This window comes from Pseudoalteromonas sp. QJM3NY_12 (assembly GCF_056173165.1).
In genome coordinates, this window is record NZ_CM149661.1 from 1809717 (window position 1) to 1832916 (window position 23200).

Consider the following 23200-nt stretch of genomic DNA (forward strand, 5'->3'; position numbering starts at 1 on the left):
AGCAAAACAAAACGTCAATCTTTGATAAACCAATAACTTTCCGCCCCTCTTGCGGTACTCAGCTCTAAGTGTTTAGCATAAAAATCAACCCGAATTTGTCCTACATCACCGGTGCTATATTGTTTGGCGTTTATTTTATTGTAACGCTTAACTACCGCTTTACTTGGAAATTGCCACTGGCCTTGATACGCACTTGAATGAATCACAAGTGTTGGGTTTACGGCCTCGATAAACTCGACACTGGAAGAGCTATCACTGCCGTGATGAGGACTTAACAAAACGGTACTTTGTAAATCATGCCCTTGTTTAATTAATTTAGACTCCCTCGCCTTTGATATATCACCAGTGAGAAGCACACTATGGTTTGCACTTGAGACTTTAACAACACAGGAATTATCATTACGGTTATTAAACTCATCTTTTGAAAAGGTTTGAATACTCAAGCCTTGAAAGTCTATTTTTGTCGCTATGCAGTCTTTATATACACCACTTGGATGAAAATAATCCAAGCTCCATGCATAACCGGCTTTTTTAAAGTACGCAACGCCTCCTGCATGGTCGTTATCTTGATGGCTTACAATCGAGTTAGTTACTGTTAGGTTATGAGCATTAATATAGGGTAGTAACACACTAGTGACACGACTAAAGCGATTAAAATAACTCGGGCCAAAATCATAAATAAACGCATGTTTATCTTTTTCTATCAGTACCATTAAGCCGTGGCCTACATCAAATACGTTTAACTGCCAAAGGCTGCTTTGCGTAAAGTAATAGTTAAAAAGCAAAGTCAAAATCGGAATGCAGGCTAGTAAGCGAAGCTCAATAAAATAAAGTAGAGGAACAACACTATAAAGCGCCACCACGGTGGTCATACTTATCTGTCCGACATTAAGCCAACGTACCTGCTGAGGTATTGCCTGCAGCATTTGGTAAAAATAGGCCAATGGAAAATCATATAATACGATAAATGCGTACCAATCGGTTAATAATCCCAGTAACACACTTAAAAATAAAGCAGGCATTAATACAAAAGATAAAATGGGAATAGCGACTAGATTTAAAACTAAACCCGCTAAACTCACACCATTAAAAAAGTATAATGACAAGGGTAATAAGCCAATAAATAATCCCAGTTGAATAATAAATAATGTTCGTATATTGGCTAGTAATGAGTTACCCCGAAGCGGAAATTGCTTTAAAACAATAAAAATAATACATACTGCTAAAAACGAAAAGTAAAGCCCTGGGTTTAATACACTAAATGGGTTAATCGCTAAAATAATGACCAGTGCGAATAAAATACTGCGCCACCTCAATGACTGCTTTGCCAAATAATAAAGTAGCAAATAACAGCCCAACATAATTAAAGCGCGGGTTGCAGAAATGATAAAATTACTTAAATAAACATAAATAAAAGCTACAACAAAACCAACAGCGCTATAAACAATAGAAACATTTAATGCTTGATTTAGTTCAGGTTTAACCAACTTAAGACAAAACCGTGTGACAAAATAACAAAAACCAAACACTAGAGAGATATGTAACCCAGAAATGGCTAATAAATGACTTAACCCAAGACTCTGCATTAACTCTTTATGCTCGAATGTCATTAAAGACTTATCGCCAGTTAACAACGTATAATAGAGCCAATTAAGCTCAGCATTATTTACCAACTTTATGACATAAACTCTATAGGCTGAAACGGCATTACTTTTTTGAGAGCTTTTAATATTAAGCTGTTTATTGAGCACTGTACCTTTAAACGCTATCTTTTGTGTAAAAGCATAAAGCTGATTATCAAAAACAGTAAAATTCTTAATGGATCTATAGTTTTTAAGTCTCACTTGAGCATTAAAAGCATCACCAGAATGAATTGGTTGTGCAAAATTGATACTTAATAAGGCATAAGGTGCCCTAAAGTGACTATATTCACTGTCTTCCAAACGCGTTAATTTAACTTTTACATATTGGGGAGGTGTAGCAGAAATAACCTCTTCTACAACAACATCGACTGAATAAGCATATTTTTCGTGCTGTTTAGGTAACTCAAATGAATAAAACAAGATAAAATGTGCTGCTACGCAGCAAATACCGCAAATAAAGCCTAACAATACAGTTAAAAACGGCTTAAAATACGTGCTCACAATGAGGATTGAAATTGTGATAATTGTAAATTCAAGGGTTTGATAATAAAACACGGTAATAACGACACCGACAACAAATCCAAGACTCATCCACACAGACGTAAATGGTTGCTTTAAATGGCTAAAAAAACGATCCAACGGTTTTTACCTGATCCAAATAAAATTAGACATCACAAATCACTAAAAATATTTGGTCGTCTTTTGCATGATGCTAACCTTTGGCATTTAAATCGACGCTCAGCACGCGGTGCTTTTGCCGTTGGACTTTTCTTTGCATTCATCCCTGTTCCTTTTCAAATGGTGCTAGCCGCTGCCGCAGCCATAATCTTAAGAGTTAATTTGCCTATATCAGTTGCTTTAGTGTGGATCACTAACCCACTTACAATGCCACCTATCTTTTACGGCTCGTACTTGGTTGGTACATTAGTGCTAAATCAACCTGAGCAACATTTTGCGTTTGAAGCAAGTTGGGCATGGTTTATAGAAAGTTTAACGACAATTGGCCCCGCTTTTTTAGTGGGTTCGCTTGTGTGTGCATCTATTGCCAGTGTGATTGGCTATTTTGGTATTGACTTGATTTGGCGCCGCTCAGTAAGAAAAGCTTGGATATCTAGAAATAACTAGCGCCTAGTTCTCCATAAAGGGCTGCTCTTTACCTTAATATAGACAAAAAAAAACCAACTTAACAAGTTGGTTTTTTATAAACGAATAGCATTACCTAGAAACGAAAAACGCGTCTTAATCCAACTAATGGCAGCAATAGTAAACCAAACCATGAGAAACTGGCTGAGCTACGTTCATAAAACTCTGTATCTGGAGCTTTACAGTTTTCAACTTCACCATTAGCAATCGGTGAAAGTTTTACCGCAACAGCAACACTTTCATATTGAATATTGCCATTAATATCAGTTACAACTTCGCCTCGTGAATTTAACTTTTCAACCGTTTTAGTTGCTACACCAAATACCTCATTGTTTTCGTTGATTGATTTCGCTTCTACCATTTTATAACTAAAACTAGTCTCACCATCACTGTCAAAACAAGGTAGTAAACTATTTAAGTTTGTGATTTTGTCATCGCCAATTTTATAAATAAAGGCTTCTGAGCGTCTTGTGCTGGCTGTATCACCAACCTCACCCTCACCTACGATGTAACCTTGGTTATTAATGTCATTCGCGTATGAGTTTGAGCTAGTAAAATAATCTTCAGGAAATACGGTCGTATTAGTATTTATATTATGATGAAAGAACTTGGCGATTAAACTACCTTCAATACCTTTTGAAGCATAACCAACCACAATGTCATTATCATTTATCGCGAATGCTTTACCAGCTTGCCAATCATCTTGCTGGTTTATAAAATCAACCACTTCACCGTCTTTAAAATAAGTCGGCATAGTTAAAATTGTCGAATCTCTATCAAAATAACGAGTGTTCGAAAAACCGACCGCTACATCATTTTTATTAACCGCTAATGCATTACTAATAAAAGGATTAGTGTCCTCATCTTCTTCTGGAGTAAGCGCTAAACCCAACAGCTCTGTTGAAGTCACATTATAGGCACTATCTAGAGTCCATTTAACCGCTGTTTTATTGAATAAACCACGCGTACTTCGACTGTTAAGTGATTCAATACAGGCCATTACCGGCTCATCAAGGCCATCACAATTATCAGTAATTGTGGTTTGTCTCTCAGCAGGAATACTGACCGATACATTACCAACAACAATGTAACCTGTGTCAGTGGCAACAATATCAGATGCTTTACTAGTCCCACCGTGTTCAGTAAATTCTGGAACAAACGGCACTTCAACACCATCTGCAGATATTAAAATCCCACGTTCTATGAAGTCACGGGTAAACCACGTTTCTTCCTCTGTATCGCCATCTGGTGTAAAACTCACTTTATCAAAAGGAGCACTGCCCCAGCCAACAGTCGTTCCGTCTTCTGCAACGCCATTATAAAAATTACTTGTCGAGCGGGTCAGACCGTCGTAATCAACAGAAGCGATATCAAATAAAGGCTGCTCAGTTATTACACCACTATTATAATTTGTAGCAATAATTGAACTGATTTTTTGATACTCAAAGTTAGATGACAAGTTTGATAAAAAACGAACCATAAAAGTATGCGCATCAGCATTAGTGTAAATCGCATCGTTATTTTCTATGTCATCAAGCGTAAAGGTTATTTCTTTGTCAATTTCTTTAAACCTTGCCACTTCCGCGTCGTAAGCACTATTGATTGAACTTTCTGTAAAATCAATATAACTAATATCAATAGGTAGGTTGTATAAGCCATTAGCAACGCCAATGACATGGCCACTTTCACTCACATCAGTAACATATGTATGTTTTGCAGCTTCAAAGTCACCTAATTCGGTTAACTGGTACGTTGCACTCAATGCTGATGTACTCAGTGTAGCCAAAACACTGGCCGCGAGTAATTTATATTTCATTTTATTCCTTACTACTGATTCTTTAATTCTTCAAGTTCTTCCCAACGCTCAAAAGCGGCTTCAAGGTCAGACTCAAGTTGGGCTAAATGGTTCAATTCCTTGGCTGTTATATCACTGTCTTGCTTGAAAAAGTCTTCGTGACTTACTCGTTCTTGTTGTTTTTCAAGCTTAGCTTCAAGTTGCTCCATTTTATTAGGTAGTTGCTCTAGTTCAAGTTTTAATTTGTAAGAGAGTTTATTTGCTTTGTTATTGCTTTTAACTGGCGTTGGCTCTGTTTTTTCAACTTTTTTGACTGGCTGCTTTTGCAACTCTTTGTTCTGCTCCGCCAAATAGTTGGTATACGCTTCATAATCACTGTAGCCACCAACTATATCAGTGACTTTGCCGTTACCTTCAAATGCCCAAACACTCGAACAGGTATTATCAATAAACTCTCGGTCGTGGCTTACTATAAGCACAGTACCTTGATATTGGTTAATAATATCCTCAAGGAGCTCTAATGTTTCTATATCTAAGTCATTGGTAGGCTCATCGAGCACTAATATATTTGAAGGTTTCAAAAATAACTTGGCTAATAACAACCTGTTTTTCTCACCACCTGAAAGTGCTTTTACCGGTGTACGAGCACGTGCTGGCGGAAATAAAAAGTCTTGTAAATAGCCTAACACGTGACGTGAGCGTCCGCCCATCATCACTTCTTGCTTACCTTCAGCAACGTTATCTTGAACGGTTGCTTCTTCATCAAGCTTCTCACGGTACTGATCGAAATATGCAAACTCTAAGTTAACACCTTGCTTTATTTCACCACTGTCTGCTTTTAAATCACCAAACAACAATTTTAATAGCGTTGTTTTACCAATACCATTAGGCCCCACCAAACCAATACGATCGCCACGCATCACTAAGGTAGAGAAATCATCTGCTATCACTTTGTCTTTAAATGCATGATTTAGGTGTTTAGCTTCAAATACTAGTTTACCTGAACGATCAGCTGTTTCGATATTGAAATCAGTTTTACCTACTTGTTCCACACGTTGTTTACGTTCATTACGTAATTGTTTCAGCTCACGAACACGGCCTTCATTACGGGTTCGACGAGCTTTAACACCTTGGCGGATCCACGCTTCTTCTTCCGCTAAGCGTTTATCAAACAATGCATTTTGTGTTTCTTCTACTTTTAAATCATGCGCTTTTTGTTCTAAGTAAGTGGCATAATCACCAGGATAAGAAATTAGCTTACCGCGATCTAAATCTAAAATACGTGTAGCAACAGCTCGAATAAATGCACGGTCATGAGATATAAATACAATGCCGCCTTTAAATTCTTTTAGGAATTGCTCTAACCACATTACACTTGTCATATCCAAGTGGTTAGTAGGCTCATCGAGCAGTAATAAATCAGGCTCACTCACTAAAGCGCGCGCTAATGCAACTTTACGTAACCAACCACCAGAAAGCGACTCAAGTTTCGCATCAGGAGTTAGCTCTAATTGAGTAAGTACAAGCTGAATTCGGCTATCAAAACGCCAGCCATCTGCCGCCTCTAATTTATTAGACAAACGCTCTAATTTATTTAATAGTTGATCAGTGCAATCTGTCTGCAGTTGTGTGCTTACATGATGAAAATCAATCAGTAAGTTAGCAATTTCGGGCATACCTTGGGCAACATAATCAAATACAGTGCCACTTGCCCCTTTAGGCGGATCTTGCTCTAAACGCGATATTTTTAAACTACCAACTTGGTTTATTTCGCCATCATCAAGTATTACTTGACCGTCGAGTACTTTTAAAAGCGTTGATTTACCTGCACCATTGCGACCTACAATACACACACGTTCGCCACTTTCGATTACTGCATCTGCATTATCAAGTAATGGGTGTGTACCGTAAGCTAATTGTGCTTTTGAAATTCTAATTAAATCCATAGTTAATCTTTACTCTTATTCTGCTTGCGCTAAAAACTGCTGCGCCTGAGGTGCAGTATAAGGCCAAAATAATTGTTGGCCTTGTTGATTTTTTAAAACCGGAATGCTTATTTGATACTCTAAAATTAATGCGTCATCGCTCATAATATCAATAAGTTGTAATTCATCAGTTGATGAAAGTAACGGTTTTAACAGCTGCTCTGCTTGCTCGCACAAGTGGCAGCCGTCGGTGTGATATAAAATCCACTTAGCCATGTTTAATTAACCAGCTATTGTGTATTTTTTTATTGCGTTTAAAGTCAGGAGATAAGGTTTTATCAGAGATATTTTCTGCTTTTAACCCTAAGCCCATTAAGCCAACTTCATCCATTACAAAACCGCGTTTATTATTAGAGAATATTAGCGTACCCGATGGGCTCAATATCTTTTTAACCCAAGTTAACAGCTTAATGTGGTCGTTTTGTACATCAAACGCGTCCTTCATTCGTTTAGAATTTGAAAAAGTAGGCGGATCTAAAAAGATCAGGTCATACTGCCCTTGTGCATACTCTAGCCATTTTAAACAATCTGCTTGCTCAAAACGATAACGCGTATTGCTAATATCGTTAAGCGCAAAGTTATCTTGACCCCACTTTAAATAGGTTTTAGACAAATCAACGGTTGTAATCGCTTTTGCGCCACCAATGGCTGCATGTACTGAGGCGGTTCCTGTGTATGCAAACAGGTTTAAAAAGCGCTTATCTTTAGCATTTTCTTGAATGTAACGACGCGCAAGGCGGTGATCTAAAAATAGCCCTGTATCTAAGTAATCAAATAAGTTAACTTTAAACTTAGCACCAAACTCTTCTACTACCATGGTTCTATTTTGCTTGGCCATGGGTGTATATTGCTCTTCACCTTTTTGTTTTTTACGTACTTTTACAGCAATATTTTCAGGTGCAATATCAAGTTGTTGTGCTGTTAAGCTAATAACATCTTGTAAACGCTTCTCTGAAGTTTTTTCATCAATCTCTTTCGGTGCTGCGTATTCAAAAATAACCGCCGAGTCACCATAAATATCAACCGCAACGTTGTATTCAGGAATATCTGCATCGTAAACACGATACGCATGGACTTGATTTTGCTTAAGCCAATTTTTTAAACCTTGCTTGTTCTTTTTCAGGCGATTAGCAAACGCCATCGAGCCTTCGAAGTTTAAAGCGGGTTTGTCATCAGAGGTAAGGCTGACTTGCTTGTCATCAAGCTGATACAGGTTTAATTCAACATCAAGGGGGCCATTTTTAAATTTATAGCGTTTTTGCTTCACTAATTTAAGTAATTTAAACAGACTTTCATCCATGCCCAGTAGAGCGAGTTTCCAATGATTAAAGTGCTTTTTAAAACCAACACCTAGACTACGATGCAGGTTTACAAGTTCAGCCATAGAACCAATACGCTCACCATAAGGTAAGTTAGAAATAACAACACCCGGCAATTTTGCAACGCTCGTCAGTTTTGTCGCATCGCTTTGCTTAAATTTAATCACCGTATCAAGCTCAGCACGCTGCGCATTAGCAATCGCTTTATCAAGTACTTGTGCATCGTAATCATGGCCAATTAACCATAATTTAGGGTCGGTGATATTCGCTAAAAGTTGCTCTTTAAGTTCTTTGAATTTTGCCACTCTAAAGCTGGGTAAACGCTCAAACGCAAATCCTTCACGGAATAACCCAGGCGCTTCATTACGTGCCATTCCAGCCGCTTCTATTAAAATAGTGCCAGCACCACAACATGGATCGAATAGTGGTTGATTGACATTTTCGAGCCAGCCACTACGTTTTATTATTGCCGCAGCTAAATGCTCTTTTATGGGTGCTTTGCCTTGACCTTGACGGTAACCACGCTCTGATAAACGCGGCCCTGAGTAATCAATATAAAGTGAAACGCCGTGACGGTTTAAACGTGCAACCACTCGCACATTGGCATCTTGCTTATCTACGTTTGGTCGCTGTTCAAATAAATCGTTAAAGTAATCAACAATCGCATCTTTAATTACTAAACCAGAAAACTGGGTATTTTTAAGTGAATCGTTTGTGCCATTAAAATCAACAGCAAAAGTTTGTGTTGGGCCAAACCATTCTTGCCAAGGTTGTAAGCGTGCAAATTTGTACAAGCTGTCTTTGTCATTTACGCCTTCTTTTTCTTCAATAAGCATAAGTACACGCGTAGCAAAGCGTGTAGATAAACACACTTTTTGCGCTAGCAATGAGTCAGCCTCAAAGCGAACAGAACCCACAGTTTGCTTTGACACCGTAGCGCCAAGTTCTGTAAGTTCATCAACCAATAAATTTTCGATTCCGATAGAAGTAAGTGCGATAAATTGCAAAGTAAAAACCCTTAATAGCTAATTGCGCGGGATTATAACATAGGTTTGCGTACAAATACGCCTTAAACAAGCCTCAAAGACTAAATTAGGCTAAGCTGTTTGGCTATCGTACTGTGAGGTAATTAAGGGGTGAACTCGGTTGTTTAAAACGCGGATAACTTCAAACTGGGCAAGTGATAGATTGTCATCTAGTGCAAAGGTTTCGCTTAAATTAATGCACACAGAAGCATCTGGACAATGCTCTATAATTAAAAACTCGCCAGTTTGTGATTCTGAGCTTAAATTAATAACCGCTTCAGTACTTGGTGTACTGCCAGTATACGGTTTAAAAAACCAACTTTTTGCCAACACTGGTTTTAATTGAAATTTAACTGCCGTTGCATTGAGCGCTATTTGGCATAACTGGGCAGGATTCCATAAATTAAACTGCGCAAGGTAATAATAAACTTGCTCATAAAAGGCTGCATCTTCAAGGCTGAAGTATGGGTTTTCAAAAGCACAATCGGTGAGCTGTCTAAGCTTATAAGGTGTACGAAGTTGCATATCGTCATTTAAATCAAGCAGTAAGCGGTTTTTTTCAGCACACGCTATCCACTGCCATTGCTTTGACGCTTGTAACATTTGCTCCTCCCTACTTAGTACTTAAAAAATAAAATAAGACAATAAGCTTAGAGTATAGCTGCTTTTGACCATTTTTAAAACGTCTTTTTAGAACATTTATCGAACGATCAAAAGCTTACATAACTGATCCTTATAAGTCGTTAATGATCGACTTGACCAATTGCGGTCCTTTGTATATAAAACCGGTATAAACTTGAACTAAATCTGCACCCGCATTAAATTTTTCTTTTGCTGATTGAGCATCATCAATACCACCCACACCAATAATAGGTAACTGATTGTTTGTTAAACGCTTGAGTTCAGAAACAACATGGGTGGAACGCTCCCTAACTGGCGCTCCTGATAAACCGCCTGCCTCATCAGCATACTGCTGACCTTGCACTAAGCTACGCTCTAAGGTGGTATTTGTGGCTATAACACCATCAATTTTATTATTTAACAGTGACTCGCTCACTTGTTCAATTTGAATTGGATCTAGGTCTGGTGCAATTTTCACCAACATAGGCACATGCTTATTATGCTTGGCAATTAAATCAAGCTGTTCGTTTTTCAAGCTTTGTAATAAGTCATCTAATGCTGCGCCATATTGCAGGTCTCGTAAGCCTGGGGTATTGGGTGATGAAATGTTTACAGTGATGTATGATGCATGCTCAAACACTTTACGCATACAGTGAATGTAATCATCTTTGCCCTGCTCATTTGGTGTATCTTTATTTTTACCAATATTGATACCTAAAATACCATCGTATTTAGCTGCTTTAACATTGTTAACTAAATTATCAACACCTTTGTTATTAAAGCCCATACGATTAATAATCGCATTTGACTGCGGCAACCTGAATATCCGCGGCTTATCGTTCCCCGCTTGAGGACGCGGTGTTACTGTACCCACTTCTACAAAGCCAAAACCCATTTGAGCGAATGCCTCAATACACTCCGCATTTTTATCAAGGCCTGCAGCAAGCCCTAATGGATTTTTAAATTCGAGGCCTAAAAAGTTCACTGGTTTATTTGCCACGCTTTGTGACCATGCAGCACTTAATGGCGTGTTAGCAAAGCGACGTAAGTTATTAAGAGCAAAATCATGGGCCCACTCCGCATCACGGGTAAACATAAAACGGCGAGCTAAATCGTAGAACATGAATATAATCCTCTTAAAATTGTAGACAAAAAAATACCTCAGACAAGGCTGAGGTATTATATAACAAAAACTGTTTAACGATTAGTTTTAATCATTAGCAGTTTGTTACTTTGCTGATGTATCACAGTTGTGACCAAGTAACATGAGCTCTCTTAATGCCACTGAGAACTTAGCAAAATCGTGACTTTGCGATGTTTTAAACTCTGTCAACATTTGCTTCCAACGTTGAAGTAACAGATCTTGACTATCCATCCATTGTTCAATTTGACCATCTACATCACTGCTTTCACCTTCAAAGCTGTTTAATACCACTTCTGACAAGGTGCGTTGCTGCCAATCTAACTCTTCACGATATGATGCACGCGCTAATGCCTGCCAATGGTTAGAAACCGGTTGATTAGTGATTTGATCTAAGAACCAATGTAGTCCCATTTGCGCACCTAATTTAAAGTAAGTGTGCGACACCATATCGATTTTACGATTAGAGTTTTGAGCAATTTGCGTTAAATCCATTACCGAGAACAAGCTTGATAACGACACAATGCGCTGTGCGATATCTGTAGGTACACCGCTTTGTGTTAGTTCTTCACGGGCACTTACAATACGATCGCTTTCTGTTTTAACGATGTATTTAGTTAAGTTTTCACTTAAATCGGCAAATGTTGGTGAGAAAATTTCAATCGCTTGCTCAATTGATTGTGCTTTGGTGCGATGACGAAGGAACCAACGTGTAGCGCGACGAACTGTACGACGTAACTGGTATAACATTTCTGTTTGTACGTTCGATGGTATTTTATTATCTAAATCACTAATAGATAACCATGTTTCACGCATTTGGAAAATTTCACTTGCGATTGAATAACACAATGCAATTTCAGCTTCGTTTGCACCGGTTTCTTCATTCATTCGCACCATAAAGTTTAAGCCCATATCATTAACAATATTATTTGCTAACTTAGTGGCAATAATCTCTTTGCGTAGTGGATGATTATCCATAGCATCATTAAACTTCTCACGTAATGGGCGCGGGAATGATTTAACTAATAACTGACGGTAATATGGATTCTCAGTAATTTCATCCGTTACCAAAGACTCTTTTAGCACCATTTTCGCGTAAGAAACTAATACAGATAGCTCAGGGCGTGTTAAATCTTTACCTGCAGCGGCGCGCTCTGCCAACTCTTCATCGGTAGGAATAAACTCAATTGCACGGTCTAACTTGCCGTCTTTTTCAAGTGCATGTATAAAGCGAATTTTTTCTTTAAGTGTTGAGGTTCCTTTAGATTGAGTAATCGATAAAGTGTGTGTTTGACGATAACAATCTTTAAGTACTAATTCAGACACTTCATCGGTCATTGAGTAAAGTAACTCATCACGTTGCTTACGCGTTAAGTCGCCTTCAGCAACTAAACCATTGAGTAAAATTTTAATATTTACTTCGTTATCTGAACACGCAACCCCACCCACGTTATCGATGAAGTCAGTATTTACACGACCGCCTTGAGCTGCAAATTCAATACGACCTAATTGGGTTGCACCTAAGTTACCGCCTTCGCCAAATATTTTAGCACCAAGATCTTTACCGTTAATACGCAACGCATCATTAGCACGGTCCCCTACATCGGCATCCGTTTCTTTCGAATGCTTGATGTAAGTCCCTATACCACCATTCCAAAGTAAATCATGATCCATCATTAATGATGCTTTGATCAATTCATTCGGTGTCATGCTGGCTTTTTTAGTGCCTAACATTTTCTTCATCTCAGGGGTCAGCGTAATCGACTTAGCAGCACGCGAGAAAATACCACCGCCGCTTGAAATTAGCTCTTTATTGTAATCTTCCCATGATGAACGTGGTAAATTAAATAAACGTTCGCGCTCTGGATAAGAAGCCGCTGCATCTGGATTTGGATCAACAAAAATATGTAGATGGTTAAACGCCACTTGCAAACGAATGTGCTTTGATAACAACATACCATTACCAAATACATCACCGGCCATATCCCCGATAGCAACTGCTGTAAAATCTGTGGTTTGACAGTTAATATCCATTTCACGGAAATGACGTTTTACAGACTCCCAAGCGCCACGAGCTGTAATACCCATCTTCTTATGGTCATAACCTACAGAACCACCTGATGCAAACGCATCACCTAGCCAGAAGTTATATTCGTTTGCGATACCATTGGCAATATCAGAGAATGTTGCAGTGCCTTTATCCGCTGCTACTACTAGGTACGCATCGTCTTCATCATGGCGTGTAACATCAACAGCAGGTACAATTTCACCACGGTCAATATTATCTGTGATATCTAATAAACCACGAATGAATATTTTATAACATTCTTGGCCTTCTTTAATAAACGCTTCACGTTCACTAGGTAGTTGTTTACATACAAATCCACCTTTTGAGCCTACCGGCACAATCACGGTATTTTTCACTTGTTGCGCTTTAACTAAGCCAAGTACTTCTGTACGGAAATCTTCACGACGATCTGACCAACGCAATCCACCACGGGCAACTTTACCAAAGCGTAAATGCACACCTTCAACACGTGGAGAATAAACAAATATCTCAAACGCTGGTACAGGTAGTGGGACTTCTGGAATTAAACTTGGCTGAATTTTAAGTGAGATGTAAGACTTAAATTTGCCTTCAGCATCTTTTTGGAAGTAGTTAGTACGTAATGTAGCAACAATCATATCAACGTATAAACGGATAATACGATCATCATCAAGGTTCGCTACGTTTTCTAACTCTGCATAAATTTCTAAGCCTAGTTTTTCAAGTGTTTTAGCACTTGCAGGGCTTTTTACAGAGAACTTTTTAGAGAATAAGTTAACAATTTTAGCGGCAATATGCGGGTAATTTGCAAAGGTACTTTCAATATACGTTTGCGAGAAAGTAACCCCTATTTGGCGCATGTATTTTGCGTATGCACGTAAAATTGATGATTCACGACCCGTTAAACCACCCATTAACACTAGACGGTTAAAGCCATCGTTTTCTAAACAGTTTGCCCATACACTGGTTAATGCAGCGCGAAAACGTGCAGAGATCTTATCAAAATCAGCCATCCCTTTGCTGTCAATTAGCATAGAGAAATCCATGACCCAATTTACGCCACCATCACTAGTTTTAACCGAGTATGGCGTTTCACCTACAACACGTAGACCAAAGTTTTCAAGCATTGGCATAACGTCAGATAAATGAATTGGCTCATCTTTATGGAATAAGCTTAAACGCACAATATTGCTGCTTGCTTCTTCTTGTGGGCGATAGAACAACATTTCTAACTTGTTATCATCGCTTAGCATTTCTAGCTTTTCAATATCGACCACTGCAGCGCTAGGTAATACTTCTTCTTTGTATGAGCGTGCAAAGGCATTGCAATATTTACGGTTTAATTCATTACCACGGGCCTCACCAGCAGATTCAAGTAAGGCTGATTGTAATTTATCTTCCCAAGTACGAGCGGCTTCTATTAGGTTGTTTTCTATGTCTTTCACGTTAAATTCAATATTGTTGTCGGTCACACGAACAGTGTAATGGGTACGCGCCAGTGTAGACTCAGAGAAATAGGTAGTAAATTCGACTTTAACGTCAGAATTAAATGCGTTGGCTAAAATAGCCTGCGTTTCGCGACGAAGCGCTGTGTTATAACGCTCTCGAGGTACATAAACCATGCATGATAAAAAACGACCATATGCATCTTTACGAACAAATAAACGACACATGTCGCGTTCTTGTATTTGCAATACGCCCATGGCAACTTCAAGTAACTCATTCTCTCGAGCTTGAACCAGTTCGTCACGTGGGTAAGTTTCTAATATATTTAATACGGCTTTGTATGCATGTGTCCCTTTAGCGAAGTCACACATATCCATAATACGATTAATTTTACTTTTAAGAACCGGTACATCAGCAGCGCTATTGTTGTAAAAGTTTGATGAAAACAAACCTATGAAACGATCTTCACCAATAACATTGCCTTTGTCATCAAAACGTTTTACACCCACATAATCTATGTAAGCTGGACGGTGAACGCGAGACAATGAATTAGTTTTAGTTAAAATTAATAGGTTGCTACTGCGTGCCTCTTGGCGCGCCACTTCAGGTAACTCAGAAAGCAAACGTGTATGCTCAGCATCAGAGTTTTTCATTAACCCTAAGCTGGTATCCATTTTACCCTTTAATTGATAGTCGCCCTGAACTGGTGAAAGTTCATATTGGCGATAACCCATTAATGTGAAATTGTCTTTCACTAACCAATCTAAAAATTCAACGGTTTCATTTATTTCGTTATCACTTTTATCTTTATGGCTTTTAGGCAAACTTTTGCTTACCGCGATTAATTTTTCGCGAATAGGCTGCCAATCTTCAACCGCAATCGATACATCAACGAGTACTGATTCAAGTTCTTTTTTGAAAGACTCAATAACAGTTGCATCTGTTTGACGGTCAATTTCTATGAAGAATACAGTTTTTGTTGATGTTGATTCTTGCTCTGCTTTTAAGCTTGATAACCCTGATATTTTATCGTTCTTATCACGTTGAATTTTCAGCGGGCTATGAAGAAGTAAATGAGAGGCAATGTTTTCTCGTGTCATGGCCATTCGTACAGAGTCCACTAAAAACGGCATGTCTTTAGCAATGATCTCTACAATGGTATGTGATGACTGCCAGCCATCTTTAGCCACTTCAGGGTTGAAAACGCGAATAACTGCGTCATCTGATGTATTTTTTTCTAGCGAATTCCAAAGGCTGAGTGCAGCACCATATAAGTCACTGTCGTTGCGATTTGCCAAATCCTCTTTAGACATATTGCTGTACAAGGCTTTGGCGAATTTCTCAACGAGTAACACATTATCAGCGCGAACTTTTTTCTGGATAAGCTTACAGACGTTATCTAAAATAACCGAGGCTTGGCCTTCATTTCGTGTCATTGTATGTTCCTTAATCTATCACTGCTAGTTTAGCAGAATATTTGTACAGCCATTTATTAGCGTGGAGTCAGTTAAATTCTAACCCTTTTAAAACTAATAAACAGCCTTTTCGATGAAAACATTTTAAGCATTTCAGCTATTTGGTCATCTATTCACAAAATATAGATATAAATGGCCATTACTGGCCATTTAGGAGCAAATTTATTCACCTTATTTTTTCTGGTCAGTCCAGAGCAAGCTGCCAATTGCAGGTAAAAGTAACACTGCACCCAACATATTTACTAAAAACATGAAGGTAAGCAGAATTCCCATATCAACTTGGAACTTCAAATCAGAAAAAATCCACGTACTAACACCAATTGCTAACGTAATACCGGTAAATAACACCGCACTCCCACGTTCAACTAATGCATTACGATAAGCAATACTCAGTGGCACGTTTTGTTTTAACTGCCCCATCATTGATGACAAAATATAAATACCGTAATCAACACCAATACCTACACCCAAAGCAATTACTGGTAAAGTTGAAACAGTTAGACCAATCTCAAGTTGTACCATAAGTGCTTGTGCAAGGGTTGATACTATGTACAAAGGTAATACCACTGCAATAGTTGCTTTTACGCTCTTAAAACTTAGTAAGCATAAAATAATCACCGCACCATAAACATAGAGCATCATAGGGATTTGTGCAGCTGAAACAGACTCGTTAGTTGCTGCCATTACACCTACAGGGCCTGATGCCAATTTGAAAGCAAGTTTATCTGTGCCCTCTTCTACAGCAAATTGTTTTACTTTTGCAATAACGTTATCAATAGTTTGTGCTTTGTGATCATCTAAAAATATAATCACGGGCATTACTGAACAATCACCGTTTAATAACCCTGTGCTGGTTTCAACGCGAGAGGTTGACTGCACCAAACTGGCAGAATTGCGCGGCAAACTTTGCCATTTTAAATTGCCCTCGTTATAACCGGCATTAACTGACTGTGCCACTGAACTTAGGCTGACCGCTGATTGTACACCGGCTAAATTTTCAACTTTATATTGAAAGCGTGATATACGCTCCATGACGTCATGCTCGGTACACGCTGCAGGGTAAGCCTCTACAATGACTTTAAGAATATCAGATGAAATTGTGTATTTGTCCGATATTAAGAAAGTATCTTGGTTGTAACGTGCATCTTGGTGCAAGGATGGTGCTCCTGCATGTAAATCACCAATACGCATTTTATCTGCTTGCCAATAGCCCAGTGCAAATAAAACCAAAGTGAAACCAATAATAACTTTTGCTGTTTTTGGATCGGTTGCTTTAACTAATAAATCGCGCATTGCATCAAGTATGTTCGGTTTATTAGCATCACCTGATTGAATATGGATGCTGTTTTCAAAGCGCATATACGATGCCCACACTGGCAACAAAATCAGATTAGTAAATATAATCACTGCCACACCTAAACTCGCTGTAATAGCAAGTTCACGAATAATACCGATATCAATGGTTAATAGGGTTAAAAAGCCAACCGTATCAGATAACAACGCAATCCCGCCAGGCACAAGTAAAGCTCTAAAGCTTGATTGGCAACATATTGTTGTAGACTTACCTTCAGCAACCTTTTTACCAATGGCGTTAATCATCTGCACACCGTGGCTTACGCCAATAGCGAACACTAAAAATGGCACTAAGATAGACATAGGATCAAGACCAAAGCCTAAACTAGAAAGCAATCCTAACTGCCAAATTACCGCAATAATTGAACACACAATCGGTAAAATAGTGAGTTTTAAGCTACCACAAAATAGCCATACCATGACAAAAGTAAACGCAATTGCAATGGCAAAAAATAATACAACCCCTTTTGCGCCCTCGGCTATATCGCCGGCCATTTTTGCAAAACCAATAATATGAATACTGATTTTTTCGGTACTTAGAGGCTCACGAATTTCGCTTTCTAATTTTTTTGCAAAAGCGAGAGTGTCTAATTTTTCTTGTGTTTGCGGATCAGTCTCTAACAATTGGGCGGTGACCATGGCACACGAATAATCGCTTGCTATCATACGACCCACTACTTTGGCCTTTTCAATGTTCTCTTTAACAATTCCTAAGCCTTGCTTATCGGCTTTAAAGTTGGCTGGTATAATAGGCCCGCCAGCAAAGCCGTCTTCAACAACTTCAACAAAGCGCGCACTAGGTGAAAATATTGAATTTACTAAAGGACGATTTACTCCTGGAATAAAGTAAAGTTGGTCATGTACGGCTTTTAATTGAGTAAAAAATTCAGGATTAAAAATATCACCACTGTCATCACATACTGAAATTAAAATACTATTAGCGCCACCAAACTGTTTCTCATGTTTGGTGTACACCTTCATATAATCATGGTTAAGCGGAATATTTTTATTAAATGACGCGTCGAGCTGAATTTGCGTTGCTTTAAAAACCAATAAACAGGTGATCAACACAAAACTTATGAGCACCACTAAGCGGTGTCTAAAAATCGCTTTTTCTAAAAAATCTAAAATTGCTTGCATTAAGGGGTCAACTCCTTCACTTTAATGCCGTTTTCTGTTGTCATGATCAGTTTATCTTTAACAATCACGCCATCAAGAATCGCTTTACCATCAGCCAACTGCTCGTAAGACAACACATCATCTTTAAGCTGAAAAATAACACCGCTATTAGCCAATAATAGCCATTGTTTATTGTTATAATTAATGATGCTATTTACAGTAGCTGTTTTATCATTGTCTAAGTGCTGCCACTGCTGACTATCGGTTTTATTTATAAAAATATTACCACGTAACCCTGCAACAATTTGTTGCGATGAATCTGAAGCAAAACCAAAAAATGAACCAGGGTAAATCTCATCTAAACGTTGCCATGTTTGGCCATCGTCATCACTTTTTGCCATTAAGCCCATCTCACCGACCAGTATTAAACCCGAACTAGTCGGTTCAATGCGATTAAAGTGAGGTAATATAGACGAGGTTTCTATTTCGTAACCCTCAGGATCTGTTTGTTTTAAGTCATTTAAATAATCTCTATCTTCACTAAATAACAGCGAATCTAAAAAGCGTTTTTGCCAATGTTTTCCGCCATCACTTGTTTGATAAAACATACCATAAGCGCCAACAGCATAGCCATTTAAGTCATCTTTAAAATAAATATCTAGACAGGGTTTATCTAAGCTTGGTTTTGCTTGTTGTAACTGCCAATTTTCACCACCATCGGTGGTATTAATAATTGTGGCGTCATGTCCACATGCCCAGCCATTAGAATCATTAGTAAATTCAACCGCTGTTAGTAATACTTGTGTAGGTACTGATTTCGCTTGTTGCCAATCGCTACCATCAATACTTTTAATGACCGTCCCATGTTTACCTACAGCAATAAGCCCAGCTGAAGTTTGGGTAATATCGGTAAGGAGTGTTTTATCTGCATTAATTGCGCTAATCGCACTTTGAGGTGCGTCTTGTGCAAAACTCGCACCGCTTAGGATCAGGCTGGCATAGACCAAATACTTCATAAATTAAATTCGCCTTGAACTGAGGATTTGTTTGTCTGTTATAAAGAGGAAAACCTGTGCGTTAATAGACAAACGCGATGTGAAAGAAAAAAGGCACCTAGGAAACTAGGTGCCTGCTTTTATACTATCTGCCAGCGCGACGTAAAGCGCTCGATGTAAACTCATTGTCATTAAATGACTGAGAAAAGTCATACATCTTTTCTTGGTTATCTAGACCAATGGCTAAGTAGCGACGTGAATTAAGATCGTGGTATACCTCAAGCGTACTCCACTGTGTCGGTACTTCATAGTAGTTAAGACCATAAGCCATTGCTACACGATAAAGTTGGTCACGATTATCGTAAATATCGGTAACATGAACTTGCCAACTGTCTTCGTCAATGTAGAAAACACGTTTTTTGTAAATATGACGGGTGTCATCTTTTAAGTTTGCTTCAACAACCCATACGCGGTGTTTTTCGTAACGAGTATGCTCAGAGTTGATATGACCAGGCTTTAAAATATCATCATAAGTTAGCTTGTCGCTGTGAAGCTTGTAGCTATTATATGGGATGTAAAGCTCTTGCTTACCTTTTAGCGTCCAGTTATAACGATTTGGCGAGCCGTTGAACATATCAAAATCATCAGTTGTACGTAAGCTATCTGCTGCTGTACCCGGTGCATCGTATGCTACATTAGGTGCACGACGCACACGGCGCTGACCTGAATTGTACGTCCACGCTTGGCGCGGCGTTAAAATTTGGTCCATAGTTTCATGCACCAATAACGCGGTCCCTGCTAAACGAGCTGGCTCTGTCACTTGCTGTTTAAACTTAAACAAAATATTAGAATCTTGTAGTTCAGCCGGAGTAGCACTTGGATCTGAATATTTAACTAATAACTGCTCATCAAAACCAACATAGTTATATGAACCCGATGCCGTCGGTGCTGCCTGACCGCCAAAACGCTCAATAGACTGACCACGGTAACGAAGTAAATGGTTCCAAATTGCTTCTAAACCCGTTTTAGGGATTGGAAATGGAATACCAATAGCTGTACTTTTAATACCATTTCCGCCTTCAACTAATTCAGCAGACGTTGCAAACTTTTTGGTTGCATCGTACACAAATTGTGGAAAAGACGCAGAACGACGGGTTTCGTACACTGGCATTTTAAACGTATCTGGGTACGCTTCAAATAACGCGATTTGTCCTGGGCTTAAGTTTTCTTTGTATTTATCAATATTACTTTTATCAATAGTGAATAATACTTTATCGGTTGCATAAGGGTCTAAGTGGTGCATACCCGGTTCATAACCTGCTGGAGCAGCAGTAATACCGCCATTCCATGCTGGGATTGAGCCATCAGCATTCGCTGCTTTTTCCGCACCAATTGGACTTAAGTCTTTACCAAGGCGCGCAGCTTCTTCTGGGCTAATTTTAGCCAGCGCTGCGTGGCTTGCAAACAAACTACAAAACGCTGTAGCAATGAGGGTAGGTTTTTTAATCATAATAATGTTACCCCTAGATAGAATATTTTAAGTTAAAAGAAACGTAATCTCGGTCAGAGAAAGTGTTGGTGTCGCCACCACCCCAAAATGAGTTGTAACTCACATCTAAAGACCATGCATTTTGGTAATTAAAGCTCATAGTTGCACCTAATGACTTACGATCTTCAATGAATAAGAACATTGGATCTGGCGTGTTACCATTTACATCATGAGAAAATACAAAACGTGGTGAGAAGTTAATACCATTGTAAAGGTTAAAGTAATCACCTTTAGCAATTAAGCGGTAGCCCCACGATGAAGCCGTAGCAAACGATTTTTGCTCAGGTCCATTAGATAATGCCATATGTAGTGAAGAGTAATCTGAACTACCAGGCCCCTGAATAACACCACTTCGGCCAGTACCAGAGACATTTAAACGGATCTCATCGTACTCGGGCATGTTATTAATACGAACACCACCAATTTCACCCACAACAGCCCAACTATCAGCGCCTAATGAAGGACCAAATAGATGTGTTGCCGTAAACTGTAATTGTGACGTATTGCGTTCGATATAACCTTTGGCTAACTCGCCTGGCCCAACAACACTTGCATCATCGCCTTTACTCATTTGCGAAATACCTGCAAACTCAGGGCGTAAACCAGCAATAGCTAACTGCTCAGGCATCGCAGCGTAAAGTAGCTCTACGTCATCGATTTGCAGCGGTTCGTCTTCACGAAAAGTAAACTCACCCGCAAAAGCAGTTTCACCAAGCGAGGTGTTAAAGCTTAAACCGTAAAGTTTAATATCTTCAGGGTATTCGTTAGTTGCTTTAGCAAATGCTTTTAAATCGGATACGTTATCAGAGGTAATTTCAGTACTTGCAATCATCGCTAAATCTTGTTGAATTGATGCTTGCGTAAAGTTTGATACGCGACCCGAAATAAGCGGACGACGATTATGGTAATTTACGTGATAAAGCGCTACTTCGGTATCATTCCACTCTGGTAAAAACATACCGAGTCGTAAGCCGTATTGGCCGCCATCATCTGGCTCTGTTTTGCCATCATAGCCTTTACCTTTGAGGGCAACCTTGGTCGGGTGTGTCAAGTACATATTAGCTAATAGCTGTTGACCTGCAGCACTTGATGGATCAATTCCCTGACTTGCAGCTACTTGAGAGTGAGTTGCTATCAAGTTATTTAAACTATTTGTTAAAAATGCTAAATCAATATCAGGATTTGAAGTAAAACCTAGCTGTACGTTTTGTTGATAACCGTTTTCTGCAGCAAAATCATTGGTAGAAAAATAAGTCCCTGCTGCCGGTAGACGAGTTTCATGCCACTGGTATTGGTAAAAACCTTCTAAGGTGATGTTTTCTGTAAGCCCTAACGATGCCCACAACATACCAACCGGAATAAACGCTTCTTTTAGCTCAGCACCTGGTGCTTTTAAACGGTCTATATCAACCGGATTAACGTTAATACCATGAGAAATTAACGTACTTTCACCCCAGTTTACTACTTGTTGACCAACACGAATTGAAAGCGGGTTATTACCATCGTTTAAATCAAAGTTCGCCCATACGTAGGCATCAAGTAAACGAAGGTCGGCACAACTTTGCTCTTTAGTATCATCGTCATCACAAGGGTCTACACCTTGCCCTGATGTTGGATTAACATAAGCACGATCGCCGTCCATTAATTCAAAATCGTAAAAATACATAAAACGAGTAAATAAGCCGTAGTTATCTTTACTTATTGATAAGTCATGCGTGCCTTTTAATAGCTTTGAGAAAGACTCACCGCTATCAAAATTTAAACCGCCCGCGTCACCGTTGTTTGAGTAGGACCCTGGTTGAGCCCAGACATCTTGGGATGAATAAATCGTATTGAGTGCTGGGTTGTAACCCGTCCAATCAAATGATGGATTATTACTCTTACCAATCATATCAAAATTTCGGTCTTCTACCCGAATACTCTGACCATATGAAAAGGTAGAATCGAAGGCGATATCAAAACCACCCACCTCAAATGTTGCAGCCTGTGTCTGTGCTGCAGTTAAACCCATAGCCGCAGCTGTTAAGCCAAGTGCTATTTTATTTTTAACAAAAAGCGATCTTCTTATCATTTTGGTTCCCCCCTGTCGCGGGTATTTTTGTGTGATCAAGTTATTGTTTTTAGTGTAATCGTAACGATAGAAGCGAATCAAACAAATTACAAATGGCCGCCTTCAATCAGTTATATTTTTTATTTGTTCAACGTTTACGTATTGGTAAGACGTCATACCAGATAATTTATACACGTAAATTAACAATAGAACAAACCGAAATTAACAAAAAAGCAATATTAATATGTATTTATAACACAAAAAATGACTGCTAAGCTACTCGTTCGAGACGGATGAACTTGTTTTCATTACTTAAAATGAGTCTAAATCGACCACGGATACCTAGGCTAGAAATAAAAGGTCGAAGGTGATGAGCGGAAAAACGAATTGTTTTACCGCTATCAGCTGTCACTTGGATAGAGCTATACCGTCCATGGTAATAATCCACGCACTTTGTATAGCTCAAATGCATACTAAAGTAATGTTCTATCATG

General features: G+C 38.9%; 14 protein-coding genes. 1 reads left to right on the forward strand and 13 read right to left on the reverse strand.

Translation table 11 applies throughout. The annotated features are described in order from the left end of the window. Positions 1–14: 14 nt before the first annotated feature. Positions 15–2282, reverse strand: coding sequence for a DNA internalization-related competence protein ComEC/Rec2 (locus tag AC0VZ5_RS08370; RefSeq protein ID WP_475472353.1), 2268 nt, complete (start codon positions 2280–2282; stop codon positions 15–17). Here AC0VZ5_RS08370 and AC0VZ5_RS08375 point away from each other — a divergent pair. Further along, positions 2262–2768 (forward strand): DUF2062 domain-containing protein, encoded by a 507-nt coding sequence (locus AC0VZ5_RS08375; RefSeq protein ID WP_138606077.1) that lies wholly within the window; start codon positions 2262–2264, stop codon positions 2766–2768. The two genes, AC0VZ5_RS08370 and AC0VZ5_RS08375, sit on opposite strands and share 21 nt — an antisense overlap. Positions 2769–2862: 94 nt before the next feature. Here the strand turns inward: AC0VZ5_RS08375 and AC0VZ5_RS08380 are convergent, their stop codons facing one another. The 12 genes from AC0VZ5_RS08380 to AC0VZ5_RS08435 form a co-directional block, all read right to left on the reverse strand. Then, positions 2863–4602 (reverse strand): DUF3466 family protein, encoded by a 1740-nt coding sequence (locus tag AC0VZ5_RS08380; protein ID WP_475472356.1) that lies wholly within the window; start codon positions 4600–4602, stop codon positions 2863–2865. Between the two features lie 11 nt (positions 4603–4613). Then, the gene (gene uup / locus AC0VZ5_RS08385) at positions 4614–6527 is read right to left on the reverse strand and encodes an ATP-binding cassette ATPase Uup (protein ID WP_475472358.1); all 1914 of its coding nucleotides are present in this window, start codon (positions 6525–6527) and stop codon (positions 4614–4616) included. Positions 6528–6542: 15 nt separating this feature from the next. Beyond that, positions 6543–6782, reverse strand: a complete 240-nt coding sequence (locus AC0VZ5_RS08390) for a glutaredoxin family protein (RefSeq protein ID WP_475472360.1) — start codon at positions 6780–6782, stop codon at positions 6543–6545. Next, on the reverse strand, positions 6775–8892 hold the full coding sequence (rlmKL, locus tag AC0VZ5_RS08395) for a bifunctional 23S rRNA (guanine(2069)-N(7))-methyltransferase RlmK/23S rRNA (guanine(2445)-N(2))-methyltransferase RlmL (protein ID WP_475472362.1): 2118 nt from the start codon (positions 8890–8892) through the stop codon (positions 6775–6777). The genes AC0VZ5_RS08390 and rlmKL overlap by 8 nt, the downstream gene beginning before the upstream one ends. A 90-nt stretch (positions 8893–8982) precedes the next feature. Further along, on the reverse strand, positions 8983–9513 hold the full coding sequence (locus AC0VZ5_RS08400) for a cell division protein ZapC (protein WP_475472364.1): 531 nt from the start codon (positions 9511–9513) through the stop codon (positions 8983–8985). Between the two features lie 130 nt (positions 9514–9643). Further along, positions 9644–10654, reverse strand: coding sequence for a quinone-dependent dihydroorotate dehydrogenase (pyrD, locus tag AC0VZ5_RS08405; RefSeq protein ID WP_475472366.1), 1011 nt, complete (start codon positions 10652–10654; stop codon positions 9644–9646). A gap of 105 nt (positions 10655–10759) precedes the next feature. After that, positions 10760–15601, reverse strand: coding sequence for an NAD-glutamate dehydrogenase (locus AC0VZ5_RS08410; protein WP_475472368.1), 4842 nt, complete (start codon positions 15599–15601; stop codon positions 10760–10762). Positions 15602–15811: 210 nt separating this feature from the next. Then, entirely contained in the window at positions 15812–18133 is a 2322-nt protein-coding gene (locus tag AC0VZ5_RS08415) for an efflux RND transporter permease subunit (protein WP_464708657.1), read from the reverse strand. After that, positions 18133–19128 carry a WD40/YVTN/BNR-like repeat-containing protein gene (locus AC0VZ5_RS08420; RefSeq protein WP_138606063.1) on the reverse strand — a complete coding sequence of 332 codons (996 nt, stop codon included), beginning with the start codon at positions 19126–19128 and terminating at the stop codon, positions 18133–18135. The genes AC0VZ5_RS08415 and AC0VZ5_RS08420 overlap by 1 nt, the downstream gene beginning before the upstream one ends. Positions 19129–19252: 124 nt before the next feature. After that, positions 19253–20617 (reverse strand): DUF1329 domain-containing protein, encoded by a 1365-nt coding sequence (locus AC0VZ5_RS08425; protein ID WP_475472370.1) that lies wholly within the window; start codon positions 20615–20617, stop codon positions 19253–19255. Between the two features lie 13 nt (positions 20618–20630). Then, positions 20631–22727, reverse strand: a complete 2097-nt coding sequence (locus AC0VZ5_RS08430) for a DUF1302 domain-containing protein (protein WP_138606061.1) — start codon at positions 22725–22727, stop codon at positions 20631–20633. 250 nt (positions 22728–22977) lie between these two features. Continuing rightward, positions 22978–23199: a DUF2835 family protein gene (locus AC0VZ5_RS08435; RefSeq protein WP_475472372.1), complete on the reverse strand. Its 222-nt coding sequence runs from the start codon at positions 23197–23199 to the stop codon at positions 22978–22980. Between the last annotated feature and the right edge of the window lies 1 nt (position 23200).

Excerpts from the sequence above, each read along its gene's own strand:
- AC0VZ5_RS08430 (WP_138606061.1), bottom strand. The coding sequence starts at position 22,727 with ATGATAAGAAGATCGCTTTTTGTTAAAAATAAAATAGCACTTGGCTTA.
- AC0VZ5_RS08380 (WP_475472356.1), bottom strand. The coding sequence starts at position 4,602 with ATGAAATATAAATTACTCGCGGCCAGTGTTTTGGCTACACTGAGTACA.
- pyrD (WP_475472366.1), bottom strand. The coding sequence starts at position 10,654 with ATGTTCTACGATTTAGCTCGCCGTTTTATGTTTACCCGTGATGCGGAG.
- AC0VZ5_RS08435 (WP_475472372.1), bottom strand. The coding sequence starts at position 23,199 with ATGATAGAACATTACTTTAGTATGCATTTGAGCTATACAAAGTGCGTG.
- AC0VZ5_RS08400 (WP_475472364.1), bottom strand. The coding sequence starts at position 9,513 with ATGTTACAAGCGTCAAAGCAATGGCAGTGGATAGCGTGTGCTGAAAAA.
- AC0VZ5_RS08425 (WP_475472370.1), bottom strand. The coding sequence starts at position 20,617 with ATGATTAAAAAACCTACCCTCATTGCTACAGCGTTTTGTAGTTTGTTT.
- AC0VZ5_RS08410 (WP_475472368.1), bottom strand. The coding sequence starts at position 15,601 with ATGACACGAAATGAAGGCCAAGCCTCGGTTATTTTAGATAACGTCTGT.
- AC0VZ5_RS08420 (WP_138606063.1), bottom strand. The coding sequence starts at position 19,128 with ATGAAGTATTTGGTCTATGCCAGCCTGATCCTAAGCGGTGCGAGTTTT.
- uup (WP_475472358.1), bottom strand. The coding sequence starts at position 6,527 with ATGGATTTAATTAGAATTTCAAAAGCACAATTAGCTTACGGTACACAC.
- AC0VZ5_RS08390 (WP_475472360.1), bottom strand. The coding sequence starts at position 6,782 with ATGGCTAAGTGGATTTTATATCACACCGACGGCTGCCACTTGTGCGAG.
- AC0VZ5_RS08375 (WP_138606077.1), top strand. The coding sequence starts at position 2,262 with ATGGCTAAAAAAACGATCCAACGGTTTTTACCTGATCCAAATAAAATT.
- AC0VZ5_RS08415 (WP_464708657.1), bottom strand. The coding sequence starts at position 18,133 with ATGCAAGCAATTTTAGATTTTTTAGAAAAAGCGATTTTTAGACACCGC.